General features: G+C 54.3%; 15 protein-coding genes. 12 read left to right on the forward strand and 3 right to left on the reverse strand.

The window, feature by feature from the left end; genetic code table 11:
• The 5 genes from EDD53_RS09180 to EDD53_RS09200 are packed head-to-tail and all read left to right on the forward strand — an operon-like array spanning position 1 to position 4,299.
• Positions 1–1,095 (forward strand): NAD(P)/FAD-dependent oxidoreductase, encoded by a 1,095-nt coding sequence (locus EDD53_RS09180; RefSeq protein ID WP_123792915.1) that lies wholly within the window; start codon positions 1–3, stop codon positions 1,093–1,095.
• A complete protein-coding gene (locus EDD53_RS09185) occupies positions 1,088–1,384 on the forward strand; it encodes a (2Fe-2S)-binding protein (RefSeq protein WP_123792916.1) in 297 nt (98 codons plus the stop codon). Before EDD53_RS09180 ends, EDD53_RS09185 begins: the two co-directional genes overlap by 8 nt.
• Positions 1,384–2,784, forward strand: coding sequence for an NAD(P)/FAD-dependent oxidoreductase (locus EDD53_RS09190; RefSeq protein WP_211331604.1), 1,401 nt, complete (start codon positions 1,384–1,386; stop codon positions 2,782–2,784). Before EDD53_RS09185 ends, EDD53_RS09190 begins: the two co-directional genes overlap by 1 nt.
• Positions 2,781–3,125 (forward strand): RidA family protein, encoded by a 345-nt coding sequence (locus EDD53_RS09195; protein WP_123792918.1) that lies wholly within the window; start codon positions 2,781–2,783, stop codon positions 3,123–3,125. Before EDD53_RS09190 ends, EDD53_RS09195 begins: the two co-directional genes overlap by 4 nt.
• Before the next feature lie 49 nt (positions 3,126–3,174).
• Positions 3,175–4,299, forward strand: coding sequence for an NAD(P)/FAD-dependent oxidoreductase (locus EDD53_RS09200; RefSeq protein ID WP_123792919.1), 1,125 nt, complete (start codon positions 3,175–3,177; stop codon positions 4,297–4,299).
• A 519-nt stretch (positions 4,300–4,818) separates the two neighbouring features.
• Here EDD53_RS09200 and EDD53_RS09205 read toward each other — a convergent pair.
• Complete coding sequence (locus EDD53_RS09205) at positions 4,819–7,323, reverse strand: ATP-binding protein (RefSeq protein WP_123792920.1); 2,505 nt, start codon at positions 7,321–7,323, stop codon at positions 4,819–4,821.
• 4 nt (positions 7,324–7,327) lie between these two features.
• Entirely contained in the window at positions 7,328–8,065 is a 738-nt protein-coding gene (locus tag EDD53_RS09210; RefSeq protein ID WP_123792921.1) for a winged helix-turn-helix domain-containing protein, read from the reverse strand.
• A gap of 239 nt (positions 8,066–8,304) precedes the next feature.
• On the opposite strand from EDD53_RS09210, the gene phnD reads away from it, so the two are divergent.
• The 6 genes from phnD (at position 8,305) to EDD53_RS09240 (ending at position 13,735) form a co-directional block, all read left to right on the forward strand.
• A complete protein-coding gene (gene phnD / locus EDD53_RS09215) occupies positions 8,305–9,288 on the forward strand; it encodes a phosphate/phosphite/phosphonate ABC transporter substrate-binding protein (RefSeq protein WP_123792922.1) in 984 nt (327 codons plus the stop codon).
• 63 nt (positions 9,289–9,351) lie between these two features.
• The gene (phnC, locus tag EDD53_RS09220; protein WP_123792923.1) at positions 9,352–10,125 is read left to right on the forward strand and encodes a phosphonate ABC transporter ATP-binding protein; all 774 of its coding nucleotides are present in this window, start codon (positions 9,352–9,354) and stop codon (positions 10,123–10,125) included.
• On the forward strand, positions 10,122–10,913 hold the full coding sequence (phnE, locus tag EDD53_RS09225) for a phosphonate ABC transporter, permease protein PhnE (protein ID WP_123792924.1): 792 nt from the start codon (positions 10,122–10,124) through the stop codon (positions 10,911–10,913). Before phnC ends, phnE (EDD53_RS09225) begins: the two co-directional genes overlap by 4 nt.
• Complete coding sequence (gene phnE / locus EDD53_RS09230) at positions 10,910–11,707, forward strand: phosphonate ABC transporter, permease protein PhnE (protein ID WP_123792925.1); 798 nt, start codon at positions 10,910–10,912, stop codon at positions 11,705–11,707. The genes phnE (EDD53_RS09225) and phnE (EDD53_RS09230) overlap by 4 nt, the downstream gene beginning before the upstream one ends.
• Positions 11,708–11,927: 220 nt before the next feature.
• On the forward strand, positions 11,928–12,143 hold the full coding sequence (locus EDD53_RS09235; RefSeq protein ID WP_170162729.1) for a DUF2805 domain-containing protein: 216 nt from the start codon (positions 11,928–11,930) through the stop codon (positions 12,141–12,143).
• A 56-nt stretch (positions 12,144–12,199) separates the two neighbouring features.
• On the forward strand, positions 12,200–13,735 hold the full coding sequence (locus tag EDD53_RS09240; protein ID WP_123792926.1) for an FAD-binding domain-containing protein: 1,536 nt from the start codon (positions 12,200–12,202) through the stop codon (positions 13,733–13,735).
• 223 nt (positions 13,736–13,958) lie between these two features.
• Here EDD53_RS09240 and map read toward each other — a convergent pair whose 3' ends face one another.
• Positions 13,959–14,801 carry a type I methionyl aminopeptidase gene (map, locus tag EDD53_RS09245; protein ID WP_123792927.1) on the reverse strand — a complete coding sequence of 281 codons (843 nt, stop codon included), beginning with the start codon at positions 14,799–14,801 and terminating at the stop codon, positions 13,959–13,961.
• Between the two features lie 112 nt (positions 14,802–14,913).
• On the opposite strand from map, the gene EDD53_RS09250 reads away from it, so the two are divergent.
• On the forward strand, positions 14,914–15,120 hold the full coding sequence (locus tag EDD53_RS09250; protein WP_123792928.1) for a ParD-like family protein: 207 nt from the start codon (positions 14,914–14,916) through the stop codon (positions 15,118–15,120).
• Positions 15,121–15,333 lie beyond the last annotated feature (213 nt).

Below are 15,333 nucleotides of genomic sequence, written 5' to 3' on the forward strand. Positions count from 1 at the left end.
ATGCCCGTGGTTATTGTCGGTGGTGGGATCGTGGGTCTGTCCATAGCCTACGGCCTGTTGAAAACCGATCAATCTGTGGTCGTTCTGGATGGTGCCGAAGAAGATTTTCGCGCCTCACATGGGAACTTTGGTCTGGTCTGGGTCCAAGGCAAGGGTGCGAATGCACCAGCCTATGCGTCATGGACCCGCCAGTCTGCAGCCCTTTGGCAAGATTATGCAGCTGATTTGCTTGAAGAAACCGGCGTTGATGTCTCGCTCAGTCAAACCGGCGGCATCGAATACTTCACCGATGCGGCTGAACTTGAAGCTTATGTCGCGCGTTTGACACAGCTGCGTGACGATTTAGGCGGTGACTACCCGTTTGACGTTTTGGACAGAGAGGCGGTGAAAGAACGCGTGCCTGAAGTTGGCGAGAAAGTCATTGGCGGCGTGTTCTCAACCATGGACGGACATGTGAACCCTCTCAAATTGCTGCGCGCGCTCACAATCGCTGTGCGCAAGGCGGGCGGTGACATCTTTACGGGTGTGCAGGTCGTTGACATTGAGGCGGGGGACGATGGCTTCGCGGCTGTGCTCAAAGATGGCACCAAAGTGGATGGGGAGCGTCTTATCTTGGCGGCTGGACTTGGCGCTTTGCAACTTGGTCATAACCTTGGGTTTTCCATGCCCATTCGCCCGCAACAGGGTCAGGTTTTGATCACCGAAAAGCTGCCCTATTTCTTAAAATATCCCTCAGGAACACTGCGGCAGGTCAATGAAGGTGGCGTGCAAATTGGCGCCAGCAAGGCCGAAGTGGGGATGATAGATAGCATCGACATTCCAACGGTCGCCAAACTGGCCAAACACGCCACCGATATTTTTCCACATTTGGGCAAGGTGAAGCTTGTGCGCAGTTGGGCCGCCTTGCGCATCATGTCCCAAGATGGGCTGCCAATTTACCAACGTTCCACCAAATTCCCTCGCGCGTCCTTTGTGACTTGCCACAGCGGCATCACGCTGTCGGCTGCTCATGCGCGCCTTCTTCCCGATTGGATACTCGAGCGCAACACAGCGCCCGATTTGTCCCACTTTAGCGAAAGTCGTTTCCATGTTTAAGCCGCTTGAGACACCCCCTAGCGATGAGCAGCTGTCTTTTACCTTCGATGGCAAACCTGTCGCCGCCACGCGCGGCATGAGCGTTGCAGGCGCCCTGTTTCAAAGCAGCACCGATGCCATCCGTAACACGCCCGTCAGCGGCTCGGCACGTGGTCCGTTTTGCATGATGGGGGCCTGCTATGACTGTTTGGTGCAGATTGATGGCGTGACCGTTCAAGCCTGCCAAATTCCGGTGACCGACGGCCTTGTGGTCTCGCGGGTTCCCAATACGCACAAAGGGGCAGAATGATGCAGAGCCAATTTGATATCGTCGTCGTGGGCGCTGGACCCGCGGGCATGTCCGCCGCGGTTGAGGCAGCAAAGCACGGCGCAACTGTGTGTCTTTTGGATGAACAGCAGCGCGCAGGCGGGCAAATTTACCGCAATGTGGCGCAGACCACGCCCGCGCAAGCCAAAATTCTGGGCAAGGATTACCTTGCTGGTGGGCGTCTTGTGCAAGAGCTCGGTCAGAGTGCCGTCGATCACCGCGCAGGCGTCACTGTCTGGAATGTCGGCGAAGACGGGGCTGTCACCTACAGTCGCAATGAACAAGCGGGGCAAGTGCGCGGGCAACATGTGATTATCGCTAACGGTGCCACCGAACGCCCTGTGCCTATTCCGGGCTGGACCTTGCCGGGGGTGATCACCGCAGGGGCCGCGCAGATCATGATGAAAAGCGACGGGCTTGTGGCGCAAAACGCTGTGCTCGTGGGCTCAGGGCCTTTGCTGTACTTGGTGGCCACGCAATTGTTGGCCGCAGGTGCGCCGCCCAAAGCCTTGGTGGAAACGCAAACACGTCGGAACCTGATGTCCGCTTTGCCGCATTTTTTCGGTGCTGTGAAAGACTGGAAACAGCTGGTCAAAGGCATGCGGTTTTTGGTGACTTTGAAGCGCGCAAAAGTCCCACGGTACACCGCTGCCAGCGAGATTGCCGTTGAGGGCACTGATCATGCGCAGGCCGTGACATTTCGTGCTGGTGGCAAGGATCACCGTATCGAAACTGATATGGTTTTGTTGCACCAAGGCGTTGTTCCCAATACGCAAATCAGCCGCTCTTTGAAGTTGGATCATCGGTTCGACGACATCCAAAGGTGTTTTCACCCTGTCACAGATGCCTTGGGGCAATCCTCGCATCCTTTGTTTTCCATAGCGGGCGACGGGGCTGGCATTGGCGGCGCAAAAGTTGCGGCGATCTCAGGCCGTTTGGCAGCTTTGAATGCCTTAGCCAGCATTGGCAAAATCGACGCGGGACTGCGTGACACGCAAGCCGCAGGCCTTATCAGATCCCGCCAGTCCGAGCTGTCTATTCGGCCATTTTTGGATGTGCTTTACACCCCGCCAGAGGAGGTTTTCGCGCCCGCAGATGACACGATCATTTGCCGCTGCGAAGAAGTGCGCGCGGGCGACATCCGCAAATTCGCAGCCATGGGCTGTGATGGCCCCAATCGCACCAAAGTCTTTGGGCGTTGCGGCATGGGACCGTGCCAAGGGCGCAATTGCGGGCTGACCGTGACCGAAATTCTCGCAGCGGAACACAAACGCACTCAAAATGAGGTCGGAGCGTTTCGCATTCGCGCGCCGCTTAAACCCGTTACCTTGTCAGAGCTTTCGGCCCTGTCAGACACAATACATCAGGACAAAACGCAATGATCGAACGTCTCCATACCGCTGAGAAAATGAGTAAAATCGTCAAGCACAACGGGGTCGCCTATTTGTGTGGCCAAGTGGGCGAAGGCGACACAGTGACCGCGCAAACGATCGAAATGCTGTCGCGCGTTGATGCCTTGCTGGCCGAGGCGGGATCATCGCGCAAGCAGATCTTGCAGGCCATTATTTGGCTGGCCGATATCAACGACGTCGCGGAAATGAACGCCGTTTGGAACGCGTGGATGCCAAAGGGCTTTGCGCCTGCGCGGGCCTGTGGCGAGGCGAAACTCGGACGGCCCGAGTTGAAAGTCGAAGTGATCATCACAGCCGCTTACGAAGACTAAAAGACGTGAAAACGCGTTGATGTTGTCATCCCAACGACGAGGCAAATACATGAAATCTAGTTCAAATTCGGCCACAGCCGACACGATTGTTATTGGCGGCGGCTTGCATGGCTGCTCCACGGCTTTGCATCTCGCACTGCGCGGCATGAAGGTGATCGTGGTCGAAAAGGACCGTGTCGGACGCCATGCCTCGAGCGCCAATGCGGGCGGCGTGCGCCGTTTGGGTCGCGCTTTGCCTGAGGTGCCGCTGTCGGCGGCCTCGGCCCAGATGTGGCAAAATATCGAGGCGTTGGTGGACGACGATTGTGGGTTTGTCGCGTCCTATCAGGTGAAACTGGCCGACACCGATGAACAGATGGATCAACTGCGTGCGCGCGCTCAACAAGTGCGTGACATTGGATTTGAGCACGAGCACATCATCGACCAGCAGACGCTGCGCGACTTGGTACCTGCCGTGTCTCCTGCCTGTATTGGCGCGATGGCGGTCAAGGGTGATGGGTTTGCCAACCCCTTTCAAACGATCAAGGCCTTTCACCAAAAATGCAAACAGCTTGGTGTCACGTTTCACGAGGGCAGCGGCGTTGATCGCATCGAACGTGCTGGTACAGAGTGGTCTGTGCAGACTGCGGATGGCACTTTTGTTGCACCCAATATCGTAAACTGTGCAGGGGCATGGGGCGGTAAAATTGCGGCCATGCTAGGCGATGATCTGCATGTTGAAGCCCGCGCGCCGATGTTGATCATCACTGAAAAAATGCCTCATTTTATCGATTGCGTTGCAGGCGCCCAAGGCATTCCGTTTTCGTTCAAGCAATTCCCAAATGGAACCGTGCTGATCGGCGGTGGTCATGTCGGCACGGCGCATCCCGACATCAACAAAACCGATCTGAATTTTGAAGGTTTGGCGACCTATGCCAAAACAGCGCAGCGTTATTTCCCGATCATGAAAAACGCCAAAATAGTACGGTGTTGGGCGGGGATCGAAGGGTTCATGCCCGACGGCATTCCTGTAATTGGAGCTGGGCAAGCGGACAACGTGTTCCACAGCTTTGGTTATTCGGCGCATGGTTATCAAATGGGACCGGTTTGCGGCAAAATTCTCAGCGAATTGGTGATCGATAAGGCATCCACCTTGCCCATTGCGCCTTTCGCGCCAACCCGTTTTGCAGCTTGATGCGTTAGGAATTCACGCGACGGCTTGATGTAGCCCCGTACCTAATCAAGCCGTGCGGGGCGACATTTGACGCGGCGGACTTGGATCGACGTTTCAATCGAGACAACGCCTGAAAGTTTGGTCAGTGGCGCCGTTAAAAACCGTGCAAATTCATGCAGATCACCCAGGACGATGCGGATCTAAGAGTCAAAGCCGCCCGTCATCAACCAACAATCGACAACCTGTGGGAAGCGGCTCAATTACTGCTCATAGTTGGTTTCCCTTGATTGTGAATCTTGTCGGCATGAAGGGTCAATGCTGGAGGGCCTGCGTCAACGAGGATCGCGGAATCTCAGTCTGCTTTCGAGAAGCTACAACGCAGCATTTCAGGGAGCGGCCAAGGTCTGCTCAGGGCCGATCGCGTCGATCGACACTTCCGTTGGAAATCGGATTTTCGCTGCGGATGCTTGAGATGAGCCTCCTAATGGAAAAGCGGACATTCTGGAGGGTGGGCGTCTCTCGTGCTGTCGAACAGGAAATTTAAATAACTTCTACTATTCTTTTCCGCGCGTCGGTCACTGCATGCACCAGATCTGTTTCATCAACGGGTTTCGGGAGCATTTCAAAACGGTTGCGATATTTCTTAATCATAGGGACTTGGGCAGGTAGGCGCGATGATATCAAAATGGCAAATACCGAAGGGTGTCGTTCTAGTGTTGCGTGGATCAATTGCAGCCCTGAATGCCCATGGTCTAGATTGAGATCAGAAACCAATAGTGTTATTTCTTGTGTCTGTTCGATGGTTTTTTGCGCCTCCGAATAGGTTGTGGCGATCAATGTATCGAACCCGAGTGTCGTGAGGGTACCCTTTAAGGCGGCCGCCGTTTCCCGATTGTCATCAACAACGATTGCCGTACCTCCAAAAGGTATCTTGGGCTTGGCGACGGGTGGCGTGTCCATAATAGGGACGCGAATTACGATGGCTGTGCCTTGGCCCATGGATGAGAAAATTTCGATAGTGCCGCCAGATTGGGTTACGAAACCGTATACCATCGATAAGCCTAGTCCTGTGCCTTCTCCGTTCGGACGGGCCGTATAGAAAGGTTCAAACGCGTGACGGCGGGTTTCTTCTGTCATTCCGATGCCGTCATCCTTGATCGAGAGGACAGCGTGACGGTCCTGCGTCGTCAAGGTGATCCAGACGTTGCCTGCATCGGGCATGGCCTGTGCGGCGTTCATACACACATTAAGCAACGCACTTTCAAGCTGACCCGGATCAAGGGATACATGCACCGGATCTTCACCCAGATCCAGATAGAGTGTCACGTTCTCGGGCAGGGCGATGTCCAACAGATCCTGCATGCCCTCAACCAATGACCCTAGATCGACCCGCTCTGGTTCAAGGTGTTGTTTGCGGGCGAACGCTACAAGACGTTCCGTCAGGGACACGCCTAAGTCCACGGCGGTCCGTATCCGTCCAAGACGGAAGGGCGCAGCGGTCGCGTTGGATGTTTCTAGCAGGTGCAGGTTGCCCGAAATCGTCGACAGGATGTTGCCGAAATCATGGGCCACTTCGCCCGTTACCTTGCCAAGCGCCTCAACACGGCGGATTTCCTCAAGACGGTCTTCGATCCGCTTGCGCTCAGTGGTTTCCGACAACAGCCAGACGGATCGACCATCGGGCAGAAACGAAGACCGCACCTCGATCACGTCACCCATGGGGTTGGTGTATTCATCATACCCGCCGCGGTCATCCGACCCGCTTTGCAACCTGAATGCCGACAGCGCGAACAGGTCTTGCATGGTCTGTGCAAGGGCATCGTGGGGAATGTTTAAAAGCGCTCGTACTTTGTCGTTCTCGGCCTCGATCTTGCCTTGTGGCGTCAGGATCGCGACGCCGTCTTTGATGCCGCTGAAGACACTCGAAAACAGCGTGTTCTGGCGGGTGATTTGCGCCGTCCGTCGATCTAGTTTGCGCGCGTTTGAGCGGAACACACCGAAGGCATGGAACAACTGGCCGATCTCGTCATCCGTCGCGTTCTTGGTCGGCACGGTGACCGAGTGATCGCCCGCCGCAAGTTGGCGCATACCGTCTGCGATAAGGCGTAGATTGCGTGTCACATAGCGCGATACAAACAATGACGAGATCACCGCAACGCAGGCACTAAATGCGGCAAGCACGGCAACAACCGTTTGCGCCAGCTTTAAATCCCGTGAGGTTTGCATGCGTGCAACCCGCAGCCGTTCCTGCGCCGTTTCAACCCGCGACGTCGCATAGACGTTTATATCGCTGGAAAGCTGGCGGATGCGAAACAGCGCGTTCTCTGCATCAAGTGCGGCGGTAAGTGATTGGTATTTGAGCTGAAATAAATCGCTCGTCGGGCGCGTCAGTATCGCCTCGATTTCACGTAAACCCTGCGTCGTAATTTCGATATTTGGAAGCGCTGCACGACTGCGGTTGTAGCGGCGATTTATCTCTCCCACTTCGATGATTTCCTGAGCACGGGTCACGCGGCGGGCGTCGCTGGACAGGCGGCTCAGCGCTGCCCACGCCAGCCGGTCATCCGATGATGAGGCAGTCGCGCTGGCTTGCCGCTGAAATCGGTCTTGCAGGCGGGCCAGCTCGATATCGACCTGTGAAATTTCGGCCTGCAACCTGCTTTGCGACAATGACACACGCAACAAATTGGAAATTGCCACTCTGATCCGCGCAAGGGGCAGCAATAAGTCATCCGTGGCCTTTGATAGGGTTTCCAATTGTTCGATAGTTTGCAGGATGGCGTCTGCATCCACTTGTCTTTGATAAGGCACCTGAACCGTCAAAAGAAACGGTGCCGCCGTCGCAAGATCAGCGGCGTTGCGTGACAGCTCCAAGGCTTGTGACACTTCGGTTAGCGTATCGCGGTGAATCGTATCGAGCCAGTTTTCCGCATTGCGCAGCAGCAAAAGGCTGATCACGGATATGATCAGGGTCACAGCGCAAAGCGTCAGGATCGCGATCGAAAGCCGTGCCTTGACGCTGGGCGAACGGAGTACGCTACGCATGGTGCTACTCCGCTTCTAGCTTAAAGAAATAGCCCTGAGACCGTCGGGTTTGCAGGTGAACCGGCTTTGACGGTGTATCCTCGATCTTGCGGCGCAATCGCAGGATCAGCACATCAATCGTGCGGTCCACATAGCGTTCCATATCCGAGCCGAGTTCGGACAATAGTTCGAGTCGGGAAATCACACGCGACGGGTTACGTGCCAAATATTCAAGCAGGCGGTATTCGCCGTTTGTCAGGGGGACTTCATGGCCCGCGTGATCAAGCAGGATTCGGCTTTGTAGATCAAGTTGTTTGCGCCCGAAAGTGATGGTGTGCTCGGGCAGGGATTGCGCACGGTTCACGCCATGCCCGTACCGGCGCAGAACTGAGCGGATGCGCGCGACCAGCTCGCGCGGGTTGAAGGGTTTCATCAGATAATCATCAGCACCTGTTTCGAGACCAATAATTTTGTCGATCTCGTCGCCAACACCTGTCAGCATTACAATCGGCAAGGCATAGCGCGCGCCGATCTGCACTGCTAAATCCAAACCGGATTCACCACGAAGCCGTAAATCGATGATTGCCAGATCAACGGCGGGCGGTTCACCAAGCGCGTGAAAATCGGCGCTGCCCTCGCAGGCAATCGGGGTAAAACCACTGCTGGACAACAATTCGCACAGGGTCTCTCGTACCTCTTGATCATCATCTACGATTGCGACGACGGGCGGCGACTGATCTTGGCTTTGATTTTCGAACGTCACCCTGATCCTCCCCGAAACAGCGTTGCACTATGTTCTTCTAAACTGCGTGGGGTTTAAAGGAAAAGACAGTGCGAAGGTATCGCTTGTAATATTGTTAACATTAAAATCGATCACTGTAACTGTGTGTTAACACAGCCACCCTCGCGTGATGCTAGGCGATGCACATAGGCTGACCAGATCGCGTGGTAGTGGTTGGAGGACCCTACCAGAGTGCGAAAGAAAACTAGGGAGAGATTAATATGACTTTGAAAGTGACAAATGCAGCTATGGCTGCAAGTCTGCTGGTACTTGGCAGTGTAACCGCCGCCGCCGCCCAAGAGTGCGCAGAACGCGGTGCGCTGGACGCATTGTATTGCGATGCGAACGGTGACCTTGTGGCCGATGCGCCAACAGATCCAGCTGAATTGAACGACCCGAATACATTGGTGTTCGCATATACGCCCGTCGAAGACCCTGCTGTTTACGCTGACATCTGGGCGCCATTTATTGCGCACCTCGAAGACGCGACAGGCAAAGATGTGCAGTTCTTCGCAGTGCAATCGAACTCTGCAGAGGTTGAAGCCATGCGCTCTGGTCGTCTGCACATTGCAGGCTTTTCTACCGGCCCGACACCTTTTGCCGTAAACCTTGCAGGGGCCGTGCCTTTTGCGATCATGGGCGCGGAAGACGGACAGTTCGGTTATCGCCTTCAGGTGTTCACACAAGCCGATAGCGATATTCAGGAAGTGTCCGACTTGGCTGGTCGCCGCGTGGCGCACACCTCGCCCACATCCAATTCCGGCAACCAAGCGCCGCGTGCCTTGTTTCCTGGACTAGGCGTTATCCCTGACGAGGACTACGAAGTCGTCTATTCTGGTTCGCACGACCAATCCATGTTGGGTGTTGTCGCAGGTGATTATGACGCCGCCCCCGTTGCGTCCGAAGTGGTTGACCGCATGGCGGAACGCGGCCTGTATGACGTAGCGGATGTGCGCAAAATTTGGGAAAGCGATCCGTTCCCAACGACATCCTTCACACTGGCCCACGATCTGGACCCAGAGCTGGCCGCAACGATCAAGGATGCGTTCTTCTCGTTTGAATTTGAAGGCACAGCCCTTGGTGATGAGTTCGAAGGTGTCAGCAAGTTTGTCCCGATCACCTATCAGGACCAATGGGCTGTGATCCGTGAAATTCAGGCGTCCAATGGCGTTGAATACACGCCACAAGGCCTCGCTGACAATTAATCCCCCCGCAAAAATGCCGCTCCGACCAATTGGTCGGGGTGGCTCCTGCGTTTGAGAGGCAACATGCTAGAAATTAAGAATCTTGTGAAAAGATACGGGAAAGGTGCGCCTGTCCTAAAGGACCTGAACCTGTCGGTTGAGGGTGAACAATTGATGTCGATCATTGGATCGTCCGGTGCGGGCAAAAGCACGCTGCTGCGCTGTGTGAACCGTTTGGTTGAACCCACGTCAGGCAGCATCACACTGAACGGCACCGATTTTACGACACTCGGCCCCAAAGAGCTGCGCCGCGCCCGTCGTCGGGTCGGCATGGTTTTCCAAAGCTTCAATCTGGTGGACCGCTTGAGCGTTATGGAAAACGTGCAATCGGGTCGGCTTGGCTATATTTCGACATGGGCGGCCGTCACGCGCCGCTATCCTGCGGAAGACATCGAACGCGCATTTGAGTTGATGGAACGTGTCGGCATCGCGCAGTATGCCGACAAGCGTGCGGACGAGCTGTCTGGTGGTGAACGTCAACGCGTCGGTGTGGTTCGCGCCCTGATGCAGCGTCCTGAAATCCTGTTGGCCGATGAGCCTACGGCGTCGCTGGACCCGAAAACATCTGAACAGATCATGTCGTTGCTGCGCGACCTTGCACGCGAATTGAATTTGCCTGTCATTATCAATATCCACAACGTGACTGAAGCCAAAGAATACAGTGACCGGATCGTTGGCATGCGCTACGGGCGGATCATTTTCGACGATAAGCCTGCCGCACTGGACGCCGCGCAAATGGATGAAATCTATGCGGGCACCCCATCGGAGGACCGTCAGGAAATGGGTGCTATCGCATGACGACCCAAACAGTCTGGCGCAAACCGCCGTTTATCAAATCGCCCGCTGTGCGCTGGGTGTTTTACATCGCCGTCGCGGCCTACGTGATCGGGACCATTGCCACATTGCCGATTGATTGGGAACGCACGGCCCAAGGACTCACGCGGGCGCAACGCATTTTTAGCGGAGCGTTCCCGCCCAGCTTTGAACGCTCAGGCCTTTTGATTTCGGGCTTCATGGAAAGCCTGAAAATTGCGATCCTTGCCACCACGCTGGGCATGATCCTGTCGGTGCCGCTGGCGTTCATGGCCGCGCGAAATATCTCGCCCAAGCCTGTCTATCTGTTGGGACGCGGTACGTTCATTCTGGCCCGTAGTTTCCACCCTGTGATTGTCGCGATCATCTTCGTGAAAGCCGTGGGCTTTGGCCCCTTGGCCGGAGCGCTGACACTGACAGTCTATTCGATCGGCTTTGTCGCCAAACTGCTTGCCGAACGGATCGAGGAGATCGACTTCGGACAGGTCGAGGCAATGCGCTCTGTCGGAGCGTCGTTCTTTAGCACGATGGTCTACGCGATTTTGCCTCAGATCATGCCACGTCTGGTGGGGCTGGGGATTTATCAATTGGACAGTAACCTGCGCGCCTCTGCTGTTGTTGGTATCGTCGGCGCGGGCGGCATCGGGGCGACCCTTGCCAATGCGTTCGGACGCTATGACTACGACTTCGCACTTGCGATCACGATGGTCATCGTCGGGGCAATCCTGATTTCCGAAGCCGTCAGCGGCATGATCAGAAAGCGGATGACATGACACAGACACTTACACATGAATGGGCGCGGTTCACACCAGTCCAACGGATGAAGCGCTATGTTGCGTTGATGGCGGTCACGCTGGTGGTTGTTTGGGCCTTGGGCAGCATCGATGTGATCTGGGAATGGGTCTGGGATGCGCCGATCCAGCTGGTTGATCTGTTCGCCCGCATGGTGCCGCCAGATCCGACCAATCTACCCTCTATCCTTGAGGCAACTTGGCAAACAATCAACATCGCCACAATCGCCACGATGATCGCTGTCGTTTTGTCGCTGCCGGTCGCCTATATCTCGGCGCAAAATACGACGCCGAATGTCGTCTGCCTGTGGATCGGACGTTTCATTCTGGTGTCTTCGCGATCGGTCAACACGATCATCTGGGCGCTTTTGTTCGTGGCTATCTTTGGCCCTGGCATCATCGCGGGGATCATCGCGATCATGTTCCGATCCATCGGGTTCCTTGGCAAACTGTTGGGCGAAGCGATTGAGGAAATCGACCATGCGCCGATTGAGGCATTGGAAGCTTGCGGCGCGTCGCGCTTCAAGGTGGTGATGTATGGGATCGTGCCGCAAGTGATGCCTGCGTTCTTTGCGATCAGCATTCTACGTTGGGATATTAACCTGCGTGAGTCCACGGTGCTGGGTCTTGTTGGCGCAGGGGGGATCGGGATTATCTTGCAGGGCGCGATTGACACGTTTCAATGGCAAGAGGTTTCGATGGTCCTGCTGACAATCCTCGCCCTTGTCATAGCTGGTGAGGTGATCTCCTCTACGATGCGCAAGAAACTTCTGTAATAGCTGTCAGGGCTGCTGGATCATCCAGCGGCCCTGATGTTTTGCCGCGTCTAAAGGACATACCATCTGACCAAGCCAGATGCCTTGTTGAGCACCAAAAAGCGTTTTCAAACTTAAAAAGAAGATCCCAAATATTCTAAATGACCTTGGGTTTATCGATGTATGAACTTTGAAGCCTCGGATCGCTTGCCTTTGGACGGCATCCCGCTAACTCAATGCGATGAATAAAATAACCGCCCTACCGCCAGAACACATGAGTGGGATCATACAAATGGCGCTGTCAGATCACATCAGCCTTCATGATATTCAGGCTGAATATGGTATCAGCGACAAGCAGGTTAAAACGCAGATGCGTGATAGGCTCAAAAGTGGAAGCTACAAAGCTTGGCGCAAACGGGTGCGCGATTTTGGTGATCGCAGAGAGCACTACAAATAGGCGCCTCCCATATTATCCTAGAGCCGTGAAAAAGAGATATCGAAGACCCCAATCCAATGACGCAAGCGCCCTGCATAGTTTGGTTTAAACGTGACCTGCGGATCAATGATCACGCACCGTTGTTAGCAGCGTCACGCGCGAACGCACCTGTCATACCCCTTTACATTGTTGAACCCAAGTATTGGGAACAGCCCTTCGCATCCCGCCGCCATTGGCATTTCATTCACGATTGCCTTATCGACCTGAACATCGCTTTGACAGACTTAGGTCAACGCCTAATCATAAAGGTTGGCGATGCTAGCGAGATCATCAAAAACCTTCATTTGGACCATCAAGTAAGCGACGTTTACGCTTTTGAAGAAACTGGCAACCTATGGACATACCAACGTGATGTCGCAGTTCAAAACCTATGCTCGGCCAACGGTATATCGCTGCACGAGTTCCCCTCAAACGGTGTTGTACGCAGACTACGCAGTCGTGATGATTGGTCCAAAATCAGGAATGCGCGCATGGCCGAAAAGATACTGCCAAAGCCAATTTCCCTTACACCTCTGTCCACCTGTCAATCGGATACCTTGCCAGAAAAAGACGACCCCATGTTTGGCAGCATACCCATTGGCAAAGTGCAAAAGGGGGGACGTCAAAATGCAATTACCGATCTGCGCAGTTTCTTAAACCACCGATCCCGCCAATATCTTTACCGCATCTCGGCACCTGACTTATCCGAATTTCATTGCTCACGTCTCTCTGCCCACCTTACATGGGGCACCCTATCGGTTCGCGAGGTTACCCAATCTATCATCAAACGCCGCTCTCAATTATCCCCCGATGAGAAAAAAATCTTTGGGCGTAATCTGACAGCTTTCGGTTCTCGCTTGGCATGGCGCTGCCACTTCGTCCAAAAAATCGAAGACCAACCCGAAATAGAAACCCATTGCATGCACCCCGCCTTTGAAGGGTTGCGCGTGAATGAACACAACGAGGCGTACTTCCAAGCATGGGCAAATGGTCAAACGGGTTACCCCTTCATTGACGCTTGCATGCGCAATTTGACGGCTGAAGGCTGGATCACCTTCCGCATGAGGGCGATGTTGGTAAGTTTTGCCAGCTATCAACTTTGGCTGGATTGGCGTGCCACGGGGCATCATCTCGCACGTCTGTTCACCGATTATGAACCCGGTATTCATTACAGCCAACTTCAGATGCAATCAGGTGTCACAGGCATCAACGCAATGCGTATTTATAATCCGATCAAACAATCCATGGAACATGACCCAACAGGCACATTCATTCGCAAATGGGTTCCCGAACTCAAGAATATTCCAGATGAATTCATTCACGAACCTTGGACTTGGGAGAAGACACTGATCGACGATCGTGACTTTACGCTTGGGCAAGATTATCCTGCGCCAATCGTTGATCAAGCCGCATCTGCAAGGATAGCAAAGCAGAAGATCACCGATGTGCGCAATAGTCCGGATTTTCGGCTCGCGGCGAAAGCGGTTTTTGTAAAATTGGGAAGCCGGAAATCGGCATCTAAACGCAAGAAAAAACCCAAAGCCGAAGATAATGCCCAGTTGTCGCTATTTTAAACCACCAAGGTCATTAGGTTTAAAACCTCGGTTTTTATAAGCAGCGCTACGCTGTTGCACTCAATTCAGCATGCTCATCACGACGATCATCAGCAAGGAGTACAGTGCAATGAGTGTGAAATTTAGAAAGCAGCCTTTGGCGTATGAATGGTGGACGACTGCTTCGTCCCGCTTTGCCGGCGCTGGGAAATAGCGCCATGAACGTCGGCTAAGCGGAAAGGGTTCAGAGCTCAATCCCAGGCGCGTGAAGGCCCAAAGGCGAGAGTGTAAATATCTCGACACCGTCTGATGTCACACCCACCGAATGCTCAAATTGTGCCGAAAGTGACTTGTCCCGCGTTACGGCAGTCCAGTCGTCAGCCAGCATTTTTACGTCGGCGCGTCCCAGATTGATCATCGGTTCAACAGTAAAAATCATGCCCTCTCGAAGTTCTGGGCCGGTTCCAGCTCTGCCGAAGTTCAAGATATTGGGGGAGTCGTGAAAAACCTGACCGATCCCGTGGCCGCAAAAGTCGCGGACGACAGAACAGCGTTTGGAGTGTGCGTATGTTTGGATTGCATGACCAATATCCCCCAATCGCGCACCTGGCCGCACAGTCCTGATGCCTTGCATCATCGCCTCATGTGCGATCTGGATTAGCCTCTCAGCCGTGCGTTTCAGCTTGCCTGCCACATACATCCGACTTGAATCGCCATACCACCCATTATGTATCAGCGTGACATCGACATTCACGATATCGCCGTCGCGCAGCTTCTTTTCGTTTGGAAAGCCGTGGCAGACGACATGGTTGACCGATGTGCAGCAGGCATACTGATAGCCCTTGTAGCCCAGTGTCGCGGGCGTGGCGTCATGGTCTGCCGCGAAGTCGAGAACGAAGGCATTGATCTCTGACAAAGCGGTGCCCTCGCGGACAAGATCGGATACACCGTCGAGGCATCTGGCGGTTAGCGCACCCGCACGGCGCATCCCTTCAAAGGCGTCAGGTCCGTAAAGCTTGATGCTTTCGGTCCTGTGTGCATCCTGCGGCCTCGGTGCGACGGGCACATTGATATAACTGTCCTTCATGCATCCTCACTGCGTCATCTAGGGTGGCGATAGAGGTCTGATTGACCAGCAGCCACCCACATTATATACGAATCATATATGTTTTATATATTGACAAATAGGAGATACGTCGATGGGGATCGTAAAAATAGGGAACGACCTTCATGAGGAACTGCGCAAGTCAAGTTCGGTCATGTGCCGTTCGATCAATGCGCAGGCCGAATTCTGGATGAAGGTCGGTATGCTTGCCGAGGCAAATCCAACTTTGCCATATACGGAAATAATGGCACAGCAACTGCGGAACGCCAATGTGGAGGCGCCGAAGATCGAGGCAGCTTGAGACACGGTGCTGCCGCAATGAGATTGGGATTTGGATCAAGCGATCATTTGAACCGCAGCATCAAACGGCAGTAAAGTCCGCGAAGCCGCCACGCGCCTGTCAAAAAGGCTGCAAAATGAATAGCCCCTTATGTATCGGAAGTTTGCCATCTTTATCCCGATCCAGCGCTTTGCAAGATACCGGATCGGGAAGGTGTACGCCGTTAGCTCCTTG

This window comes from Pacificibacter maritimus, from assembly GCF_003814915.1.
Classification (GTDB): Bacteria; Pseudomonadota; Alphaproteobacteria; order Rhodobacterales; family Rhodobacteraceae; genus Celeribacter; species Celeribacter maritimus.

Excerpts from the sequence above, each read along its gene's own strand:
- EDD53_RS09180 (WP_123792915.1), top strand. The coding sequence starts at position 1 with ATGCCCGTGGTTATTGTCGGTGGTGGGATCGTGGGTCTGTCCATAGCC.
- EDD53_RS09185 (WP_123792916.1), top strand. The coding sequence starts at position 1,088 with ATGTTTAAGCCGCTTGAGACACCCCCTAGCGATGAGCAGCTGTCTTTT.
- EDD53_RS09190 (WP_211331604.1), top strand. The coding sequence starts at position 1,384 with ATGCAGAGCCAATTTGATATCGTCGTCGTGGGCGCTGGACCCGCGGGC.
- EDD53_RS09195 (WP_123792918.1), top strand. The coding sequence starts at position 2,781 with ATGATCGAACGTCTCCATACCGCTGAGAAAATGAGTAAAATCGTCAAG.
- EDD53_RS09200 (WP_123792919.1), top strand. The coding sequence starts at position 3,175 with ATGAAATCTAGTTCAAATTCGGCCACAGCCGACACGATTGTTATTGGC.
- EDD53_RS09205 (WP_123792920.1), bottom strand. The coding sequence starts at position 7,323 with ATGCGTAGCGTACTCCGTTCGCCCAGCGTCAAGGCACGGCTTTCGATC.
- phnD (WP_123792922.1), top strand. The coding sequence starts at position 8,305 with ATGACTTTGAAAGTGACAAATGCAGCTATGGCTGCAAGTCTGCTGGTA.
- phnC (WP_123792923.1), top strand. The coding sequence starts at position 9,352 with ATGCTAGAAATTAAGAATCTTGTGAAAAGATACGGGAAAGGTGCGCCT.
- phnE (WP_123792924.1), top strand. The coding sequence starts at position 10,122 with ATGACGACCCAAACAGTCTGGCGCAAACCGCCGTTTATCAAATCGCCC.
- phnE (WP_123792925.1), top strand. The coding sequence starts at position 10,910 with ATGACACAGACACTTACACATGAATGGGCGCGGTTCACACCAGTCCAA.
- EDD53_RS09235 (WP_170162729.1), top strand. The coding sequence starts at position 11,928 with ATGAATAAAATAACCGCCCTACCGCCAGAACACATGAGTGGGATCATA.
- EDD53_RS09240 (WP_123792926.1), top strand. The coding sequence starts at position 12,200 with ATGACGCAAGCGCCCTGCATAGTTTGGTTTAAACGTGACCTGCGGATC.
- map (WP_123792927.1), bottom strand. The coding sequence starts at position 14,801 with ATGAAGGACAGTTATATCAATGTGCCCGTCGCACCGAGGCCGCAGGAT.
- EDD53_RS09250 (WP_123792928.1), top strand. The coding sequence starts at position 14,914 with ATGGGGATCGTAAAAATAGGGAACGACCTTCATGAGGAACTGCGCAAG.